Annotated in this window: 21 protein-coding genes and 3 pseudogenes; 11 read left to right on the top strand and 13 right to left on the bottom strand. The window is 64.1% G+C overall.

The window, feature by feature from the left end; translation table 11 throughout:
* Positions 1-3: 3 nt before the first annotated feature.
* A complete protein-coding gene (gene acs, locus AC1DEY_RS05890; RefSeq protein WP_476851084.1) occupies positions 4-1,983 on the top strand; it encodes an acetate--CoA ligase in 1,980 nt (659 codons plus the stop codon).
* A 137-nt stretch (positions 1,984-2,120) separates the two neighbouring features.
* On the opposite strand, the gene AC1DEY_RS05895 is transcribed toward acs, so the two are convergent.
* The 5 genes and pseudogenes from AC1DEY_RS05895 to AC1DEY_RS05915 all read right to left on the bottom strand — a co-directional run bounded on the left by AC1DEY_RS05895 (position 2,121) and on the right by AC1DEY_RS05915 (position 5,588).
* The gene (locus AC1DEY_RS05895) at positions 2,121-2,870 is read right to left on the bottom strand and encodes a GTP cyclohydrolase II (RefSeq protein WP_476851083.1); all 750 of its coding nucleotides are present in this window, start codon (positions 2,868-2,870) and stop codon (positions 2,121-2,123) included.
* A gap of 190 nt (positions 2,871-3,060) precedes the next feature.
* Positions 3,061-3,909, bottom strand: a complete 849-nt coding sequence (locus AC1DEY_RS05900) for a Rieske (2Fe-2S) protein (RefSeq protein ID WP_476867158.1) — start codon at positions 3,907-3,909, stop codon at positions 3,061-3,063.
* A 370-nt stretch (positions 3,910-4,279) separates the two neighbouring features.
* A pseudogene (locus AC1DEY_RS05905) lies at positions 4,280-4,363 on the bottom strand (recombinase family protein); the annotation flags it as partial.
* 271 nt (positions 4,364-4,634) lie between these two features.
* Entirely contained in the window at positions 4,635-4,826 is a 192-nt protein-coding gene (locus AC1DEY_RS05910) for an ANTAR domain-containing protein (RefSeq protein ID WP_476851111.1), read from the bottom strand.
* Between the two features lie 219 nt (positions 4,827-5,045).
* Positions 5,046-5,588 carry a hypothetical protein gene (locus tag AC1DEY_RS05915; protein WP_476851081.1) on the bottom strand — a complete coding sequence of 181 codons (543 nt, stop codon included), beginning with the start codon at positions 5,586-5,588 and terminating at the stop codon, positions 5,046-5,048.
* 36 nt (positions 5,589-5,624) lie between these two features.
* On the opposite strand from AC1DEY_RS05915, the pseudogene AC1DEY_RS05920 reads away from it, so the two are divergent.
* Together AC1DEY_RS05920 and AC1DEY_RS05925 are read left to right on the top strand one after the other, a co-directional pair.
* Positions 5,625-5,735, top strand: a pseudogene (locus AC1DEY_RS05920) (response regulator receiver protein); the annotation flags it as partial.
* Entirely contained in the window at positions 5,712-6,323 is a 612-nt protein-coding gene (locus AC1DEY_RS05925) for an ANTAR domain-containing protein (RefSeq protein WP_476851110.1), read from the top strand. The pseudogene AC1DEY_RS05920 and the gene AC1DEY_RS05925, both read left to right, overlap by 24 nt.
* A gap of 103 nt (positions 6,324-6,426) precedes the next feature.
* Here AC1DEY_RS05925 and AC1DEY_RS05930 read toward each other — a convergent pair whose 3' ends face one another.
* The 3 genes from AC1DEY_RS05930 to AC1DEY_RS05940 all read right to left on the bottom strand — a co-directional run bounded on the left by AC1DEY_RS05930 (position 6,427) and on the right by AC1DEY_RS05940 (position 7,488).
* Positions 6,427-6,729, bottom strand: coding sequence for a putative quinol monooxygenase (locus AC1DEY_RS05930; protein WP_476851080.1), 303 nt, complete (start codon positions 6,727-6,729; stop codon positions 6,427-6,429).
* A 78-nt stretch (positions 6,730-6,807) separates the two neighbouring features.
* Positions 6,808-6,969 (bottom strand): hypothetical protein, encoded by a 162-nt coding sequence (locus AC1DEY_RS05935; protein ID WP_476851079.1) that lies wholly within the window; start codon positions 6,967-6,969, stop codon positions 6,808-6,810.
* Between the two features lie 354 nt (positions 6,970-7,323).
* Positions 7,324-7,488 carry a hypothetical protein gene (locus tag AC1DEY_RS05940; protein ID WP_476867159.1) on the bottom strand — a complete coding sequence of 55 codons (165 nt, stop codon included), beginning with the start codon at positions 7,486-7,488 and terminating at the stop codon, positions 7,324-7,326.
* Between the two features lie 520 nt (positions 7,489-8,008).
* On the opposite strand from AC1DEY_RS05940, the gene AC1DEY_RS05945 reads away from it, so the two are divergent.
* The 5 genes from AC1DEY_RS05945 to AC1DEY_RS05965 all read left to right on the top strand — a co-directional run bounded on the left by AC1DEY_RS05945 (position 8,009) and on the right by AC1DEY_RS05965 (position 11,660).
* Positions 8,009-8,788 (top strand): alpha/beta fold hydrolase, encoded by a 780-nt coding sequence (locus AC1DEY_RS05945; RefSeq protein WP_476851077.1) that lies wholly within the window; start codon positions 8,009-8,011, stop codon positions 8,786-8,788.
* Positions 8,789-9,122: 334 nt separating this feature from the next.
* Positions 9,123-9,449, top strand: coding sequence for a YciI family protein (locus AC1DEY_RS05950; RefSeq protein WP_476851076.1), 327 nt, complete (start codon positions 9,123-9,125; stop codon positions 9,447-9,449).
* The gene (locus AC1DEY_RS05955; protein WP_476851075.1) at positions 9,449-10,816 is read left to right on the top strand and encodes an RNA polymerase sigma factor; all 1,368 of its coding nucleotides are present in this window, start codon (positions 9,449-9,451) and stop codon (positions 10,814-10,816) included. The genes AC1DEY_RS05950 and AC1DEY_RS05955 overlap by 1 nt, the downstream gene beginning before the upstream one ends.
* Positions 10,813-11,151, top strand: a complete 339-nt coding sequence (locus AC1DEY_RS05960; RefSeq protein ID WP_476851074.1) for a YciI family protein — start codon at positions 10,813-10,815, stop codon at positions 11,149-11,151. Before AC1DEY_RS05955 ends, AC1DEY_RS05960 begins: the two co-directional genes overlap by 4 nt.
* A 128-nt stretch (positions 11,152-11,279) precedes the next feature.
* The gene (locus tag AC1DEY_RS05965) at positions 11,280-11,660 is read left to right on the top strand and encodes a VOC family protein (protein ID WP_476851073.1); all 381 of its coding nucleotides are present in this window, start codon (positions 11,280-11,282) and stop codon (positions 11,658-11,660) included.
* A 473-nt stretch (positions 11,661-12,133) separates the two neighbouring features.
* On the opposite strand, the gene AC1DEY_RS05970 is transcribed toward AC1DEY_RS05965, so the two are convergent.
* Complete coding sequence (locus AC1DEY_RS05970; protein WP_476856338.1) at positions 12,134-13,294, bottom strand: alkaline phosphatase family protein; 1,161 nt, start codon at positions 13,292-13,294, stop codon at positions 12,134-12,136.
* A 342-nt stretch (positions 13,295-13,636) separates the two neighbouring features.
* Here AC1DEY_RS05970 and AC1DEY_RS05975 point away from each other — a divergent pair, with 342 nt between their 5' ends.
* Both AC1DEY_RS05975 and AC1DEY_RS05980 read left to right on the top strand, forming a co-directional pair.
* Complete coding sequence (locus tag AC1DEY_RS05975) at positions 13,637-13,963, top strand: ArsR/SmtB family transcription factor (protein WP_476851071.1); 327 nt, start codon at positions 13,637-13,639, stop codon at positions 13,961-13,963.
* Positions 13,960-14,478: an SRPBCC domain-containing protein gene (locus tag AC1DEY_RS05980; RefSeq protein WP_476851070.1), complete on the top strand. Its 519-nt coding sequence runs from the start codon at positions 13,960-13,962 to the stop codon at positions 14,476-14,478. The genes AC1DEY_RS05975 and AC1DEY_RS05980 overlap by 4 nt, the downstream gene beginning before the upstream one ends.
* Before the next feature lie 191 nt (positions 14,479-14,669).
* Here the strand turns inward: AC1DEY_RS05980 and AC1DEY_RS05985 are convergent, their stop codons facing one another.
* The 3 genes and pseudogenes from AC1DEY_RS05985 to AC1DEY_RS05995 form a co-directional block, all read right to left on the bottom strand.
* Positions 14,670-14,828 carry a hypothetical protein gene (locus tag AC1DEY_RS05985; protein ID WP_476867160.1) on the bottom strand — a complete coding sequence of 53 codons (159 nt, stop codon included), beginning with the start codon at positions 14,826-14,828 and terminating at the stop codon, positions 14,670-14,672.
* 522 nt (positions 14,829-15,350) lie between these two features.
* Positions 15,351-16,352: pseudogene (locus AC1DEY_RS05990) on the bottom strand (IS30 family transposase); the annotation flags it as partial.
* A gap of 122 nt (positions 16,353-16,474) precedes the next feature.
* Positions 16,475-17,314 carry a sulfurtransferase gene (locus tag AC1DEY_RS05995; RefSeq protein ID WP_476867161.1) on the bottom strand — a complete coding sequence of 280 codons (840 nt, stop codon included), beginning with the start codon at positions 17,312-17,314 and terminating at the stop codon, positions 16,475-16,477.
* Positions 17,315-17,440: 126 nt separating this feature from the next.
* Here AC1DEY_RS05995 and AC1DEY_RS06000 point away from each other — a divergent pair, with 126 nt between their 5' ends.
* Positions 17,441-17,611, top strand: coding sequence for a helix-turn-helix domain-containing protein (locus AC1DEY_RS06000; RefSeq protein WP_476851067.1), 171 nt, complete (start codon positions 17,441-17,443; stop codon positions 17,609-17,611).
* Between the two features lie 419 nt (positions 17,612-18,030).
* On the opposite strand, the gene AC1DEY_RS06005 is transcribed toward AC1DEY_RS06000, so the two are convergent.
* Complete coding sequence (locus AC1DEY_RS06005) at positions 18,031-18,324, bottom strand: YsnF/AvaK domain-containing protein (RefSeq protein WP_476851109.1); 294 nt, start codon at positions 18,322-18,324, stop codon at positions 18,031-18,033.
* Between the last annotated feature and the right edge of the window lie 98 nt (positions 18,325-18,422).

Raw genomic sequence — 18,422 nt, forward strand, 5'->3', positions numbered from 1 at the left:
GCCATGGCAGCAGACCCAACAGAATCGGATGAGACCCTCGCAAACCTGTTGCACGAGCAGCGGCGCTTTCCTCCGGACGCCGGCTTTGCGGCGCAGGCCAACGCTACATCGTCGGACTATGACGAAGCTGCCGGCGACAGGCTGGCGTTTTGGGCGCGGCAGGCGGAGCGGCTGGACTGGTCCCAAAAATGGAGTGAGGTCCTGGACTGGTCGAATCCGCCATTTGCCAAATGGTTCGTCGGGGGCAGGCTCAATGCCGCGTACAACTGCCTTGACCGGCATGTAGCTGCCGGCCGCGGGGACAAGGTCGCCTACTACTTTGAAGGAGAAGCCGGGGACACCCGTGCCATCACCTATGCCCAGCTCACCCACATGGTCTGCCAGGCGGCGAACACGCTGACCGATCTGGGCGTCAAGCCGGGAGACCGGGTTGCCATTTACATGCCGATGATCCCGGAAACCGTCGTGGCTATGCTGGCCTGCGCACGAATTGGAGCACCGCACACCGTCGTGTTCGGCGGGTTTTCCGCGGACGCGCTCCGGACGCGGATCCACGACTGCGACGCGCGGATCGTCATAACGACCGACGGCGCCTACCGCCGCGGCAAGGCCAATGGGTTGAAGCCCGCCGTCGACGAGGCCCTGCTGGACTGTCCGGACGTTCGCAACGTCCTGGTGGTCCGCCGCACAGCCCAGGAGGTCGACTGGACACCGGGCCGTGATATTTGGTGGCATGACTCGGTTGAGCTGGCTTCCGCCGATCACGACGCCGAGGCCTTCGACGCTGACCATCCCCTGTACGTGATGTACACCTCCGGCACCACGGGCAAGCCCAAGGGCATCCTGCACACCACTGGGGGCTACCTCACGGCGTGCGCCTACACCCACTGGGCGGTGTTCGACCTAAAGGCCGAGACCGATATTTTCTGGACAGCCGCGGACATCGGCTGGGTCACCGGGCACAGCTACATCGTGTACGGTCCCTTGGCCAACGGTGCCACCTCCGTGCTGTACGAGGGCACGCCGGATACCCCGCACCAGGGCCGCTGGTGGGAAATCATCGACAAGTACAAAGTCTCGATTCTCTACTGCGCCCCGACCGCCATCCGTACCTTCATGAAATGGGGCGCCCAGATACCGGCCAAGTACAGTCTCAGGAGTTTGCGCGTGATCGGAACCGTGGGCGAACCGATCAACCCGGCGGCCTACATCTGGTACCGCGAGAACATCGGGCACAACCACACGCCCGTGGTGGACACCTGGTGGCAGACCGAGACCGGAGCCATCATGATCAGTCCGCTCCCGGGAGTCACAGCGGGTAAACCGGGCGCCGCCATGAGGACGTTGCCCGGGGTCGTGGCCGACGTCGTCAATGACGCGGGCGCACCGGTTGCCAACGGCTCCGGCGGCTATCTGGTCCTCAGGGAACCCTGGCCATCCATGTTGCGCACCATCTGGGGTGACAACGACCGGTACGTGGAGACGTATTGGTCACGGTTCCCGGGGCTCTACTTTGCCGGGGACGGCGCGAAGAAGGACGAGGACGGGGATATTTGGCTTCTCGGCCGGGTGGACGACGTGATGAACGTGGCAGGACACCGGCTCTCGACGACGGAGATCGAATCGGCGCTCGTCGCCCATCCGAAGGTGGCCGAAGCCGCCGTCGTCGGCGCCCTCGACGACACCACCGGGCAGGCCATCGTCGCCTTCGTCATCCTGCGCAGCGATGCGGGCGACGGCGGACCGGAGGTCGTGCAGGAGCTGCGCGACCATGTAGCCAAGGAAATCGGCAAAATCGCCCGGCCCCGGCAGATCATGGTGGTCACCGAGCTGCCTAAAACCCGGTCCGGGAAGATCATGCGACGGCTCCTCAAAGACGTGGCGCAGGACAGGCCGATCGGGGATGTCACCACCCTGGCCGACTCCTCAGTGATGGATCTGATCAAAGCCGGCATGCCAGGCGGCGCCGCCGGCCCGCACTAATTGCCAGGTCGAGGCGTTCAGCCGGGGCCTTCAACGGGAGAGATGACATGGATGACTTCCTCGCTTACCTGGATACTTCGGAGGTCCGCTCCGGCAAACTTGAGGAACTGGTAGTGGCCGGAGGCGACGGAATTCCTTCACATGTCGGTCGGGATCGGTCCCAGGACGATGGTGTGGGCGGTGTGGTCGCGTTTGGTGGCCAGGTAGCGGGCATTTGCGGAGGAGAGGTGGACCCGGGTGGGCACGCGTTCGGCCACAGCGACGCCGTTGGCCTCGAGCTGGAGGGCCTTGTCGGGGTTGTTGCTCAGCAGCCGGATCCGGTGCGCTCCGACGGCGAGCAGCATCTGGGCCGCTGCACGATAGTCCCGCTCGTCCTCACCGTGGCCGAGGGCGACGTTCGCGGCGTAGGTGTCGAGCCCGCGGTCCTGAAGGGAGTAGGCGTCGAGCTTCTCGTAGAGTCCGATGCCCCGGCCTTCCTGCCTCAGATACAGCAGGAAGCCGCCCTCACCGGCGATCCGCTCGGCCGCCTCGCGGAGCTGTGGGCCGCAGTCGCACCTCTGCGATCCCAGGACGTCCCCGGTGAGGCATTCGCTGTGAGGGCGCACCAAGGGGGCGGCAGCCGCGGCGAGGGCGCCGTGCCAATCACCGAGCCCCAGCAGCAGGTGCTCCTTGCGGTCCACCAGATCCCGGAAAGTGAACGCATCTGCGGTCGTGGCGAAGCCGTCGGTGAACCTGAGAGGGATACGCACCCGGGTACGCACCAGGGCCCCAGGGGGAACCGAGCGCTCCCGTCCGGCGGATCCAAACGAGGCTGAGTCGGCGGACGCCGTGCCGACACCGTCCATTCCAGCCCCCGGTCCTGTTGCAGTGAGTCGTTCCGTGGACATTGAGCCCCTCCTTCTGGGATTTGGAATCGCGGCGTCTGGTTTTTGGCGATGACCTTTCCGTCGTGAATTCGATTGCGCTCCTGGTCCGCGCACATCGTCGCGAGGTGGCGCGGCCTCAGGCCTGGACCGACGTCCGCAGGCCCTCACGCTCCCCGGAGCGCTGCGGGTTGAGGCGTGCGTAGTGCCGGCCCTATCGTCGGCGGACCTCGATTTGACCGTCGTTGAGCCGCGTTTCGTATGCGGGCTGCGGGTGGCTGGCTGGCCCGCGCACGACGCTCCCGTCGTTGAGGCGAAAGGTGCTTCCGTGCCAGGGGCAGGTGACACAGCCGTCGGCGATTTTCCCTTCATCCAGTGGGCCGCCCATGTGGCTGCACATGCTGTCCAGGGCGTGAATCTGGGTGCCTGCGCGGTGCAGCAGCAGGGAGACGCYGGCAATGTCCACCTTGCGCTGGTCGCCGTCGGGCAAGTCATTCTCACTGAGCGCAGGTGTCCACTTCGTAGGGCCGTTCCTGTCTGCGGTCTTGTTGACGTTCACGGCGCTGGCATAGGTGAGATGTCCGCCGAGGAAACCGCCGAACATCAGGATCCCGAACCCAGCCATGCCCAGTGACTTTCCGACACCGCGGTGTCCGCGCGCGCGGGCCACAGCGGAGATTGTGTAGAGGCAGAGGGCTGTGCTGTTTGCGACCGCGTGAACTAGCCCTGTTCTCCTTGCCTTCCCCTGGGTGTCCGACCAGTCGTTGAGCCCGGCTGCCGCAGTGGGAACAGCAGCGGCAATGCCCGCGCACACCAGGATGTCGGCGGCGGGGGCGGAATCCACGCCCCCTATCGTGTCAAGGAGCATTGCCATGGTCCACGCTCCGATGGGCAGATCCGTGAGGACCGGATGCAGCGGATGGCCCAGGGCGGTGCCGCTGACGATGTTTCGAACAGTGCGCGCCCGCACTGCCCGCCCGACCGCGGCGGCAACGGCTGAAGCCACCCCGTCAAGCCGCTCGGAATGTTCTATGGCGGCGACCACGGAATTCAGCGGGTTCACGGCAGCTCCTCTGTCTCGTCAGTTCTTGAATCTGGAGTGTTCAGGACTGTGTCTACAACCGGTCTTCACTGAAGCGGCGGAAGTCCGGGTGGCGAATGGTCAAAGCTTTCCACCGAAACGGCCGTCGTGACAAGGTGTCCGAGCCGCCGGGGCGTGAATGAGCGGCGTACGTGAGCCGCGTGGATACGTCTTCGATCCTCACGAAGCGCCGACGTCATGGCCCGCCCCAGCCGGACGCCCGCCTGGCGGAGTCAGATGCCCGAACTCAGGTCCAGAGTCGGGTCCCGAGGCGAGGAAGGAGTCACTGGAGACCGCAACTCTCATGCCGGTGCTGAGAGTTTCTCCCAGTAGCCGCGGAGCTCGGCGTCGTCAGAGCGGCCAGGGTATTGTTCTGGGCGGTGAGGTCTTGGTCGTTGGTGGATACGCGCGCATATCCGATCAGCAGTCCGGTCATGGTCGTGCCCGTACCGTTTATCCCCAGCCACCGGGCATTTTCTCGGGCGGGTCCTATGCCGACCTCAGGATTTGCCGGTGTTCGCGGGCGGGACCTTGGTCTGGGGGCCTGACAGGTGCGGGACACCCTCGCGGGGGACGTTTCCCCGCGGGCTTGTAGACCCTATCGCCACCTACATCGAAGCCGCAGGTGCGGCGTTGCCGCGCCGCACTGTCGATACCGCTGTTTTACCTCCCGCACCGGTGCGCTTCCGGCCTTTTGAGCAACGTGCTTACGCGTCGAAGTGCGTCCGGACTCTCGGGTCCTGGGATAGTGAAGCGACGACCGAGGCGGCGATGTCCAGGAGTTTGACGTTTCGCGTGTTGGAAGCGTTTTTCAGGATCTTGATGGCGGTCTCCTGGCTGCAGCGGTTCTGCGCCATGATGGCGCCGGTCGCCAGGTCGATAATGGTCCGGGATTCGATGGCTGCAGTGGGGGGATTGGTTTACGCGCCCAAAGACTTTCAGGCTGTTCTCAGGCCGAGGGGGGAGATTAGTATCTGGACGCTGTAGATCTGGCCCTCTGGCGTCGTTGCAGGCCCCGGCCGCACGTCCAACCTCAACCCACGTGCGGCCGGCTCTCAAAATCGTAGACCTGACCCCGCCGTCGGCCCATCAGCGTCTCGCTCCATGGTGAGCCGCGGTCAAACCCGCCGCCGACGGCCGGTCGCCGACGCTTCCTCTTCCCGCCGTGCAGCCCAATGTTTTTGTGCAGCCCGAGGCAAGCCAGTGGCATTCTGTGGTGTGTCGTGCCTCCACGGCGGCGGCGTCACCACGCTGAGGCTCCGTCCGGATTCATCGAGGATATGGCCAAGTCGCGTGTACGCCCGGACCACAGCCTGACGTGAGATGACTATGCTGCCGGGCGCGCGCTCGGCCAGTTCCCGTTCAAACGCCGGCGCCTCCAAGTAGTCGCGGACCCACAGCGTGACCTCCAGGTTCTGTGCGCCGAGAACCTGGGCGCTCAGCCGGCAATTTGTTTGGGCGGCGAAGTAACGGCCGGCATCGTCAACGTATTGCGCCGGGACATTGAGCATCAACGTCACCTCCCGGAGGCCCCGGTTCGCTGCGGAGGACGCGTCGCACCTCAGCGTGATGTAACCGGAAGCGAGAAACCGTTCCACCCGGCGTCGGGCGGTTTGCGATGAGACGCCGCAGGTAGCGCCCGCAACCAAGTCGTCGTACATGTTCCGGACCTAACCAACGAGCACCGCTGGGCCGCCTACACGGCGCCCGCGCTGGAGGCGGGTGTGGGATCCGGCCTGTCTGTACCACTGGTCCTTGAGGGAGAAGCAGAAGCGGGCCTGAACCTGTATTCCACCCGGTCCCATGGCTTCACCGATGAGGATATCGACACGGTCGAAGCGTACTCATACCACGCGTCCAAAGCACTCCGCCTCGCGGTCCGGATCAGCCAACTGGCCGAGGCGAAAACAAACCCCACCGCTGCCATAGAATCCCGGACGATCATCGACCTGGCAACCGGCGCCATCATGGCGCAAAACCGCTGCAGTCAGGACACGGCCATAAAAATCCTAAAAATTGCTTCCAGCACCAGATACGTCAAACTCCGGGACATCGCCGCATCAGTGGTCGCCTCTCTTTCACAAGACCCGACAGTCCGGCCGTACTGCGACGCCTGCCTGCTGGGCCTGCACGGTAGCGACGTGGGCAGATCCACTTCACCCTATTCACCGACGAAACGGAGTAACGTTGAAGTGAGTCCGGGCGGCTGGATCCCCCAATACAGTCGTCCGGTAACTCATGTTCCCAGAGTCATCGAACCTGGAAATTCCGGGCGGTCCGCCGCTGGGCCAACCACTGCAGTCACGCTCCAGCGGGGGGCCATCCGGCGCGACACCCTCGAACGATCACGAAAGCCGCGTCGCCAGGAACACCGAAGTTCCGGGCCGGCTTTTTAGCGGCGTGCGTATTGGGAAGCCTTCGCGCAAGGCTGTGCCGAGGCACCACAGAAAGTGGCCTAGCGTCGTTTTGATCAGGAACCGGTATCGAAAAATCCGAACCTCAATCGTGCAGTGGAGATCCGACGACTTCGAAACCCTGGCTGCTCATCGATCCCGACAGCAGCGGCATCGCTTCGGCAATGCTGCTCCGGACCGAGTCTAGTTCCAGGGAGGCCCTGTGGGCGCTCTCGGATATCCACAACTCGGCAACGAACACCGTGTCGGGTTGGTCGTCGTTTACCCCTACTTCGTAGAGGAGGCAACCCAGTTCCGCAAGCCCGTCGGCTCGCCTGGTGAGGAGTTCTATGAGGCCATCGCGCGCGCCCGGCTTGGTGCCGAGAGTCGCCAAACGTGCGTGTGTCATGAGTCCATACTCATCGAAGGCTGCAGATATGGCCTGCTGCGCCYCTCCCGCAGCGCCCGGAATGCGTCGGATCGAGGCTTAGCCCAGCAGGGGGACGGCATGGGCGATCACGAGGGCCAGGAGAACGAAGCCTCCGGCGGCTTCGAGTCCCATCATCATTTTGGTCCGCGGCGACGGGGGCATGGTGTCGGTGGGGCTGAAGGCCATGGAGTTGGACAGGGAGAAGTAGGTGTAATCCACGAAAGAAGCGACCCAGCGGACCGTGTCGCAACTTCCGTGACGGCGTCGTGGTCTTCGTCTTGGGGGAACCGGAAGTCCGCGGCCGGGAGGTTGCCCCGGTGGGTATTGCGCCGTGCGACCGGTCCGCCGCGGTCCATTTCCCAGAAACCAAGGCGAACGCAATGATGTTCGTTACCCAGATCTGCAGTGCTGCCAGAAGGAGCGTGCGCCGCCCGTCGCCGCTGCCGGAGTCGGTCAGAAGAATGATGAGCTGCACCAGGGCGACGCCGTTGGCGGCGACGAGGAGGAGTGCCTGGCYCGTSGCYAATCGTTTGGACCAGCGTGTCTCTTTGTGCAGGCGSCGGGGGTTGAGGATCAGCGGGGGATCAGCATCAGGAGTCCGATTCCCACCACCGTGTAGCGGAYGGCSGGCAGGAAGGCGCTGGGAAGGGCGGCATAGAGGCCCAGCGCGATGAGCAGCCCGATTACGGCCGGCCAGCGGTGTTCGGCGCTGTCCTTCAGATTTGCGATCTCAGACATTCACCGAGTCTAGGCAAAGCTGCGGTCCATCCCGGTCCGGGCGCGCACTGAGCCGACAGCAGATGGCCGCCTGGCGCGAGGGAACGTCGGGTCAGGCGGCCCAACTCGGTTGCGAGAAGCCCACCCAAGACACTCCCGCCGAACTCAGATGGTGGTTTCCGCCGCGCTCCAACCTGTGACGGCCTCTGCTGGCGCGGCCAGCTAGAGGTTCCAATGGTGTCCGACGCAGGCTCGGTCCAAATCGGGCACTGACTGTGTCTGCGACATTTCTTGGTTGTTGTCCACGATGGACGAGTTCTTGTTCGGGTTGCTCGCCAGCGCCGGAATCTGCGATGCCGTCGCGGGTCTTGATGGACCGCGGTCGGGTTTCGTTGGCCGCTACCCACGGATCCGTTTATCCACCGCCTCTGCTGCTTACAGGGAGGGGATGTTACGGTGAGTTTTCCGTTCGGGGACGGCATGAACTTCAGCATTCACCCGAACCGGCCCGACATCCGGCACTGAAGAACAGGACGCGCAAATGATTGACTTTCTGAGCTCGGCCGACGGCACGAAAATCGCCTTCGAACGGACAGGTGAAGGACCACCTCTGATCATTATCGGCGGTGCATTGAACAGCCGGCGTTCGGCCGACGGGCTGGTGCCTTGGCTGGCCCCGCACTTCACCGTGTACGCCTATGACCGTCGGGGGAGAGGCGAGAGCTCCGACACCCTTCCCTACAGTCCCGGCCGTGAACTAGAGGATTTGGAAGCGCTGATAGCCGCGGCGGGCGGTTCGGCCTACGCTTACGGCCATTCCTCGGGTGCCATCCTGATTCTTGAAGCAGCGGCTGCCGGAGCGGGCATCTCCAAATTGGCGGCCTACGAGCCGCCATATCTGACCGGGCATGCCCCCGAAGAACCTTGGGAAAATTTCAGGGACCGGGTCCAGGAGGCACTGAACGGGGGAGACCGGGAAGCCGCCGTGGAACTGTTCATCCGCCATACCGGCTCTGACTTCGACGAAGGAATCAAAACCATGCCGTGGTGGCCCGCGCTCCTCAGCGTTGCCCAGACCCTGCCGTATGACCTCACCCTCACGGCCGACGGCAGCGTCCCGGAGAGGCTGTCGAATATTCAGGTTCCCACGCTCGGGATCTACGGTGGTGCGAGCCCTTCCTGGGCCGGGAATGCCATCAATGCCGTCGCCGCAGCCGTTCCTGGCATGAAAAAAGAAAAGCTGGAAGGCCAGGACCACGCAGTCGCCAGCGATGCTGTCGCACCGGTCCTGATCAAGTTCTTCAACGGCGCCCCAGCCTAGGCTGCCATCGACCCCAATACGGCGGGAACTTGGAAAACGACGTTGAGGCTAACCCACTCGGCCGATGGTGAGAACCCCGAGCCTATGTAGAGCCTATGTTCCCGCCGGGCGCGCGACGATACTGGACATCGTCCCTCGTGGCGACGTGATCTCATCCCGGACGGGAAGCCGTTCGCGGTCTGGGACATCCGCGCCGCCTTGAGTTCGTGCTGAGCCCTGGCGTTGAATGCGTGGGGATGGCCCCGGAAAAGAATTTCCCACCAGATGTCCTTTTGGCGGCTCCCCGGTCGTCGTGCTGATGTAACTAACGAAAGAAGGAGACGTCGTGGAGTACATGCTTTTCATCTGTAGCGATCCCACAGCGCCGGAATATGTGGCCGCCGAGGACAACATTGTCGAATGGGGGGCCGAGATGGAGGCGCGGGGCGTCGCCCGTCACGGTGACAGGTTGCGTCCTGTCGAGGACGCAACCACGGTAGTGGTGCGCGGGGGCGAAGTGGTGGTCTCGGATGGGCCGTTCGCGGAGACGAAGGAATGGATCGCGGGCTATGACATCATCGCTTGTGCCGATCTTGATGAGGCTATCGAGGTGGCGTCCAAGCACCCCATGGCCCGGTTCGGCAAGATCGAGATCAGGCCCGTGTGGCCGCTCGGGGAATAGTGATTCGCCCCGAGGCCGGCATTGATGATCAGGGTAGGGAAGACGCGCCGGAGCTGACGGACGTGCGGGCCGTCGTGGAGGCCGCGTCCGTCGGTGAGGCAGCACGAATCACCGCAACCCTCATCCGCGTGACGGGCGACTGGGGCCTGGCCGAGGATTGTGTCCAGGATGCGTTCGCCAGGGCCCTCGTCGACTGGTCGGAGCACGGCGTTCCCAGGAATCCCGGGGCGTGGCTGACTACCGTGGCCAAGAACAAGGCAATCGACCGCATGCGGAGCGCCGCCAGCGAAAGGCGGGCGGTCCGTGAACTCGCCATTCTCACCGAGCTCGAAGGGCTCGAAGACAAGGCCGGCATAGGGACGGCGGCAGAGGATGACACGCTGCGGCTGATTCACACCTGCTGCCACCCGGCCCTCCCGCTTGAGGCCCGGGTGGCCCTGACCTTGCGCACAGTCGCGGGACTCGCGACCGGGGAGATCGCCCGCGCGTTCCTGGTCTCCGAAGCAACCATGGCCAAACGGCTCGTTCGGGCCCGGGCGAAGATACGCGATGCCGGGATCCCATACCGGGTGCCGCCGCCGCAGCTGATATCCGAACGCACCGCCGGAATCCTGGCCGTGCTGTATCTGATGTTCAACGAAGGGTACTCGGCCACCGGGGGCAACTTACTGATCCGCGAACCACTCGCCCGGGAAGCGATTCGCCTGACCCGGCTGCTGGTTGTGTTGCTCGACGGGTCCCCGCAGGAACCTGAGGCCCTGGGCCTCCTTGCGCTCATGCTGTTCCACCATGCCCGGCGGGGGACGCGGACGGACGCCGCAGGGGACTTGGTGACCCTTGAGGAGCAGAACCGCGGATTGTGGGACAAGGTTGCGGTCGCGGAGGCTGTGGCGCTGCTGGCGGCCGCGGAGCAAATGGGCGTTTCACGCCGTTCCCGAGCAGGTAGCTACCGTGTGCAGGCCGCCATTGCTGCCTGCCATATGATCGCCCCGGACTCTGGCAGCACGGACTTCGCCCGGGTGGCACAGCTGTATGACCGCCTGGCGCACATTGCACCGTCACCGGTCATCGAGCTCAACCGTGCCGTTGCCGTCGCGATGTCTCAGGGACCGGAAGCAGGACTTGACCTCATCGACGAGCTGGACCGGACACGGTCCCTCGAGGGGTACTACCTCCTGCCCGCGGCGAAGGCTGATCTCCTGCGCCGCCTTGGCAGAAAGTCAGAGGCCAGCTTCGAGTATGAGCGGGCCCGTGACCTCGCTCCCTCCGAGGCCGAGCGCCGCTACCTCTCCAAACGCCTGGCCGAGACAAGCGCCGGGTCCCCATCCCCACCCGATCCCCGCACCGCCGCGAAGGAGTACAAATGAAACACCTCATGCTGATCCCCAACGACGTTGACACCTGGAACGCACTCTCCCCGTCCGAAATCGAGGCGATCATGCAGGCACATACCTCGTTGCAGCAGGAACTCAGGGCATCCGGTGAGTTCGTGGAGGCACATCAGCTCGGTGAAGAGGCGAAGTTCGTAAGACGTGACGGCAGCACCTGCACCGTGACCGACGGTCCGTACCTTGAGACCAAGGAAATCGTGGCCGGCTACTACATCGTCGACTGTGTGGGCATGGCCCGCGCCGTGGAAATCGCCGGAAAATTCGGAGAGGCCAAGTTTTGGCCGATCGAAATACGCCGGATCGACCCCTGACCCGCACGGCCTTGAATAGTTGTGTGATCAGAGTTGCGCCGTACCGCCTCGTCACAACCGGGCAGAGGAAGCTGGAACAGGCTCACCCCAAGATCCAAGCGTCATTTGACGAAAATTAGGAGAGGTAAATGCGCGTACCAATGAAATTGGAACTGGTGCCGCTGCCGGTAGCAGACGTCGAGCGGAGTAAGACCTTCTACACGGACACCGTCGGCTTCACTTTGGATCATGACGTGCAGCCCGGGAACGGCATGCGGATCGTGCAGCTCACGCCACCCGGTTCAGCATGCTCCATAGTCATCGGCGCCGGAATGGCCAACAGCAGCCCAGACGACGGCACGGTCAAGGGCCTGCACCTAGTGGTCGAAAACATCGCTGCGGCGCGCGACCAACTCATCAAGCACGGGGCCGCCGTGACCGAAATAGAGGACATGGGAGGCGTCAAGTTCGCGTACTTCAGCGATCCCGACGGCAACTCGTGGGCGCTACAAGAAATCGGAAAGGGGTGACCCCGCCCGGGGTGCTCACCGACGCCGGCGGCCTCACACCAACCCTGGCGGACACCCTACCCACTCCGTCGAATCGGGCAGCGAATCGTGCGCCCACGGTACCTGCGCACGCTCCGCTGACCATGGGCCCCATCCGCATAGGTCGCGCCGCGACTCCTAGTCACTGAGATCGAAGTCGAGATCAAGTTCCTCCGGTGTCCTCAGCTGTCGTTGGGCGAAGTCGATCGCTAGCTGCAGGGCATCGCTCCGCGCGTTTTTCCATGGTCCGCTCAGACCGGCTCCATCTTTAAGGGAGGTGGAGCCGGTCTCTGGGGTGCGCTTCGTCATTCTGAGGGTGAAATGACGTTGTGGCGTGCCCCTGACTGGGCTGCTGTGCCACAACGCAACAGTAGGTTCTGAAGCTGCGCTTTTTCTTGCACTGTGGGAGCCCCGGATCGGGGAACGGCAATGTGGAGGTTCGGTGACGCGGGCGGTTACCGGGCGTTGAAGACGTCCGGGCCGAAGCTGTTCAGGCCCGGTGCCCCCGCGTATCCGAGCCGGGGTACTGAAAAGATGTCCTCGATGCTGGCGAGCAGGCTGTAGTGGTTGTACATCGTGTCCGACGTCGTCCCGCCCTTGGTGAACGGGGAGATCACCAGTGCGCCGACGCGGCCGCCCGCGGTGCCTCCGGTGACTCCCGACGGGCCGGAGGTCTTGGCTTCGGTTTCGTCGAAGGTGATGACCAGCACCCCGTCCTGTTTGTAGGCGGGGGAGTCCAGGATGGCGGGGATCTGCTGCTGCAGCCAGCTGTCGGCGCTTTCGAGGCCGCCCGGGCTGCCGTCGACGCAGGGGCTGTCGTGTCCGTCGTTGCACAGGTTGGGTGTGATGTAGGAAAGGTTCGGTGTCGTGTCCGTGGACTTCAGGTCATCAGCGAAGTGGGTGTAGTCCACCACGTTGTTCGGGCAGTCCGGAGACGATGTGATTTCGTCAAAATACACGAACGGGTTGTGGCGCGTTGCGTATTGGTCGCCCTCCTTCGCCTTGTGATGGTCGTCCGTGGAGCCGGGCTCGGGATGCTGGCAGGGCGTGCCCATGTCCTCCATGTAGCCTTTCCAGGTCTTGCCGGCGGAACTGAGCTGGCCTGCAAGGGTGGGAACCGAAGCGGGGTACACACAGCCGGTACCCTGCACCTGGCCCGCCTCGGATGTCCCGGTTTGTTGGAACTCGGCATATACAGGGCAATCGGCGCGCGTCATGGCGTTCGAGCCCTGCCCGGAAATCTGGGCCAGGTAGTCGGGGAGGGAGTTGTGGTCTGTCCCGTAGTACTGGGAGAGCAGCACGCCCTGTGCGCGCAGGGTCTTCGATAAGTAGGTGGCCGCCGACTCGGGGCCCCAGACGTCGTTGTAGTCGTGGTTCTCCAGGTTGATCACGAAGACGTGGCCGGGTTTCCCCGAGGCCTGTGTGGGTTGTGGGGAGGGGGTTGTCGTAGGAGTGCCGGGGGCGGCCGTTGTCTTGCCCTGGCCCGGCGATGGCCCGCCTCCTGGCGGGGTGGGCTCACAAGCCGTGGCCGCCACGGCGAGGATTGCAGCAAGAATCAGCGCCGCCGGTCGTGCCGCGCGGCTCCGGCCCAAGAATTTTGCGACATTCTGGCTCATCGGTTCCGGCTTTCTCTCTGGCCCGGCTCCCAATGGGCCAGGTGTCAAGTGGCGTCTACCGTTCCACACCAGAATCAACATTGTGTCTGTAGCCCCTGAGTAAGCCCTGTGAAGCCTCTCGGGCTCGGGACTCCACGGCTGGGCCCCCGCACGTTTTCCAGAGACAGGACGGCTATTTCTGGCCCCACTTGGTGACCCGCCGGGCACTTGCGACGGTTACCTGTGACCGCCTTCAGCGTTGGATTCACCAGTGGATGGATGCGGCGGAAGGCCGGTCCGGATGGAATCGAAGGCGGCTTAAGTACCTTGACTGGTACGTAACCGACTTGGTACAAAAGGGTCATGGAAGCCGCTCTAAAGGCCCTCGCGGATGATAGCCGACGGAGAATGCTGGAGGCCCTTGCTGACGGCCCGGCAACCGCGGGTGAACTGGCAGCGCTCCTGCCGATTGCACGCCCGGGTGTCTCGCGGCACCTGCGGGTGCTGCGAGAAGCGGGTCTGGTCGAGGTGCACCAAGAAGCGCAACGGCGGGTTTACTCCCTCCGCCCACAGCCGCTCACTGAGATCTACGACTGGCTGGATCGATACGTGGCCCTGTGGGAACAGCGGCTGGATGTCCTGCACACCGAAATAGCACGCGGCAAGCGTGAGCGAAGGAGCACCCCGTGACCAACAACACCCCTGGAAGCGTGCGCACGCTGGGCACCCTGCGAGCGGTGGAGGGCAACGGCATCGTGCGACTTGAGGTCCGGTTCGACACCGATAGGGAGGACGTGTGGTCGGCGCTCACCGATTCCGGCCGTCTCGCCCGCTGGCTCGGCGAGGTAGAAGGCGATCTTCGCGAGGGCGGTGACTTCAGGGCCCGCTACTTTGCCAGCGGGTGGGAAGGCAGTTGTCGTGTGGAAGTGTGCCAGCCCCCACAGTGGCTCCGGATTCTGACCACGGCCCCAGACGAACCGGACGGCGTGATCGAGGCGACGCTTAGCGCTGACGGCGATCAAACCATCCTGGTTATTGAGGACCGCGGCTTGCCTCTGGAGCAGATCGCCGCCTACGGGGCAGGAGACCAGATCCACGTCGAAGATCTCGCCGCCTACCTCGCCGGACGTGACCGCTGCGACGCACGGGTGCGGTGGCAAGAACTCCACCCCGCATACCAGGAGCTGGCCGCAAGGCTCACCTAGCACGACGGCAGATCTGCCGGTCGCAACCCCCAGCGGGTTCCAACGTTGAAACTCCTTCGTCCGCGGCGCCCTGACTGAGACCCCAAGTCGATGAGGCACCGAAGACGGGCCCGCGACAAGACTTCCCAGTCATCGCAGGGTGGGGCAAGTTTCAACCGCCCTCGAGGGGCCAGAAATACGTGACACAACCATCAGAACCGTGACAGGAGCCGAGCCATGGACTGGACTGTCCCGGCCAGCGCAGCGCTGATTCCGGCCAAGGCCAGTAGTGCGCTCATGGCGATGATCTGAGCCAGGAAGAATGGCAGCGCCACTCCAAGTGTGGCGGCGTACGTCAGAGTAAAACTCAACGTTGGAGGTTCGCTCATGCAACCGTGACCTCCAGCCAGATTCTATTTGCCTCGTTCTCGTCAACACTAGCTGCGGGGCTCTCCCATGCGTCGATGCAGCGCGGGCACTCTGATCCGGTGGGCCTCGGGCCCTTGCCGCGCGGCGGGTGCGGAGGTAGGTTTTGCAAGCCGTGGCCGTCCGCCCGCAGTGGGGCGCGCCGCGCGGCGGTGGTTGACCCGGGTGTGGCGTGGGAACCCGCCCGGGCCGACCACCTAAACGTGTGGGCTGACGGCTCCGGTCCGGCCGGTGGGATGCGGGACAGTGGAGGGTCGGCTCTCAGGCTGTTCTCAGCGCGAAGAGGGACATTGAAAATAGCCCCGAAATGCCGACCCCTGCTCCGCCTTCGACCCAAAGACTCCGGCCGCACGCTCTCCTCAACCGGCGTGCGGCCGGGCATCACGTCGCCCCCTGCAGAGTCAAAAAGCACCTGGAATGGATAGGACTCGGGACTGCCTTCCGTTTCGCATGCAACAACTAGGCCCGTTGATGCCCCGCTGCCAGCGTGAGTGCGGATCGCAGAAGTAAATGTCGATACCGGCGTCCACTTTCACGGTTTTCCAGTCCTGCATTTCGATGCCCTGGTCCCAGGTGAGGGAATGCCTCAGCGCCTCGGGGAGCGTCTTGATCTTGGCTGCCAGGGCGTCACGCATTTGTTCTGCTTTGTATCTATCCGGCAGGTGAACGAGCATCGTGTAGTTGGTGGTTCTCTCCACGAGGGTCCCGATCGCGGACTGGTTGCCCTTGCCGATGATGAGGTCACCCTTCCAATGCCCTGGCACCGCACGGTCCTGAACCTCCGCGGGACGCTCGGAGATATTGACCATCCCCGGGATCCGGTTCTTCCGCTGACCGGCCTTCCTGCAGGGCTGCCGGAGCGCACGTCCGGTGCGTAAACACGCGGCCAGATCACGGTTGAGTGCTCCGCGGGACTGAACGTAGAGGGACTGGTAAATGGTCTCAGGTGACACCCGCATCTCCGGTTCATCGGGAAACTCAACCCGCAGGCGTCCTGCGATCTGCTCCGGCGAGTACTTCTTTTTCAGGTCCTCTTCCACCTTCGCACGCAACACCGTGTTCGTGTGCAGTTTCGACGGTTTCGGCCGCGAAGCCCGCTCATACGCCAACGCGTGAGCCGATGTTGCCCGGCAGGGCAACCCGGCCACCGAATTGCGCCGAAGCTCCCTGGACACCGTCGAGGCCGACCTGTCGATCACGACCCCGATCCGGCGCAGCGAGTGTCCCTGGGCGCGCAGCACCGCGATCTCTTCACGCTGGGCGAAGGTCAGGCACCTGCCCTTCAGATCCCGGCCGCGGCGTGGCCTGACACCCCCGGCTTCGGCCAGGACCCGGCGACCGGTCCGCCTGCTCGTATCGATCGGCACAACAGCGTCCGTGATGAAATCGCCGGCCTGCATCCCGGCCCAAAACAGCTGCAGAAGATCCGGTCTTACATAAATTGAATACCTCGCCACGACAACACCCATCCGCTAAGTGTTGCAATCACCGCAAGAACCCAAGGATCCCTTACCGGGCCAGACTGAGACTGTCTCCACTCTTCAGGATGGAGGTCGTGGTTTCGACCCGAGCGGGCATCGTAGGTCGGTTGTCAGCCAAGCTCGGCTCGGCGGCGAGGCTCGGCTCCGTACTCTGACCACCGGCCTGCGTAGAGACGGCCGCGGCCGAGTCCTGCATGCTCGAGAGCGAGAAGGTTGTGGCAGGCCGTGACGCCTGAGCCACAGTAGGAGATGACGGCAGTCGCGTCTTCGATCCCAACCTTCGCAAACGCTCGTCGGACCTCGGCGATCGGGCGCAGGTGTCCATCGGGGGCGAGGTTCCCACGGCACGGGACGTTCACTGCGCCGGGGATGTGTCCGGCTTGGGGATCGGTGGGCAGCTGGAGGCTTCCGTCGAAGCGGTCGGCATTGCGGGCGTCGAGGATGATCCCGGCAGCCCCTGCGGTGATGTCCTGAAGCTGGGCGAGACGGGCCTCGGGCCACGGAGACGGCGTGAAGGTCGCGGGCGCCGGCTTCACGGGCGTTGTCTCCAGCGGTCCCGTCCATGCGGCAATCCCGCCGTCGAGCAACGCCGCCCGGTGCCCGAGCGCACGCAGCATCCACACGAGCCGCGCGGCGATGACTCCCCCCGCGTCGTCGTAGGCGATGACGGTCGTGTCGTCGCCGATTCCCAAGGAGGACATTCCATGTGCGAACACTTCAGAGTCGGGAAGCGGGTTCAGCCCGTGTGGTCCCGAATTGCCCGACAGCCATGCGGCCAGGTCCACGAACACCGCATCTGGAAGATGCCCGCCGTCGTACGCTGCACGGCCCGACCCGCCGTCGAGGTACCAGCGAACATCAGCGGTGACAACGTTACGTCGGTTCGCCTCGAGCCACGCGGCATCAATAAAGGGTGGAAGATCTTCTTGGGTTATCCGGCTGTCGTCCATACAGTGCAGGCTAGAGGATGTGTCCATAATTTGAGCAAAAATGTTCTATGATGTGGACATTCTGCAGAGGATGCGCCGCACCACGGCAGGCGCCCGTAAGCCGGTCGATCACCGTGCCCAGGAAACGTGCCGCACGTCTTGGCCGCCGCCAACAACCGCCACGGCGGAAGACCCCGCAAAGTGGACGACGCTGCCGCTGCCAGGGCCAAGGAACTCAAGGGCAAAGGAATCAGCGCCCGCGACATCGGCAAGATGCTCGGAGCATCCCGCGCCACGGTCTACCGATACCTTATATAGGCAACGCGGAGAGCGATCCCGACAACGCGGCGATGACATCCAAGCGGTCCGCCCAGCCCTCGTCCGCGAATGTCCGGCACGTCCCGCCGGTGGGTGCCGGTCTGGCCGTCCTGGCGGGCACCCATCAGACTGGCATATTCAGGAGGTAGGGCCGGTCCCGGACGTTCTTGTCGACGACCCCGCTTCGATTGCGGCCAATTCGTCAGAGGCGCTCATGAGGGCCCTCCTCTATGAAGATCTTGCCAACAGACTAGTCCCAATGCGGGGCAATGGAACCGGTGCTCAAGTACTCCCTGGCGCCACCGAAATGGAGCTCAGTGCCAAGGCGCAGGTAGGCCCGATCCTATTCCAACGGGCTCGATCCAACGCCCAGGCAAGTGCGACTGTTCCTGCCTGGGGGCATTTGCTGGTTCTAGGGTTTAGCCGCCGCTCTCCTCGGGTCCTTCGGTGTCGATGTGTTCTTTGCGGACCTTCTCCTTGATGGTCACGTCTTCGGTGACCGTTTCCGTGCCGATGTGGACCCGTTCGACCGGGACAGTCTCCTTGGTGACGATGATTCGTTCCTCGTGGAGGATGATCTCGTTCTCATCGTCCGCACGGTCCGCTACGTCGTTGCGGTTTTCCTCCGTAATCGGTTCTCGCTCGATCCGTACTTCTTCGCGCTGCACTGGAACGGTCCTGGTTTCGTATTCCGAGGTGACGTATTTGCGCAGGCGTGCCCCGCCCGCGGCCGGCTGTTCGGCGCCGCCCCCTGCCGGGCGCGGCTGGGGCCGGGTTGTGGTGTCTTCAGTGGTGGGCGCGGTGGCGTCGT

The organism is Arthrobacter sp. 05T47 (assembly GCF_056395825.1).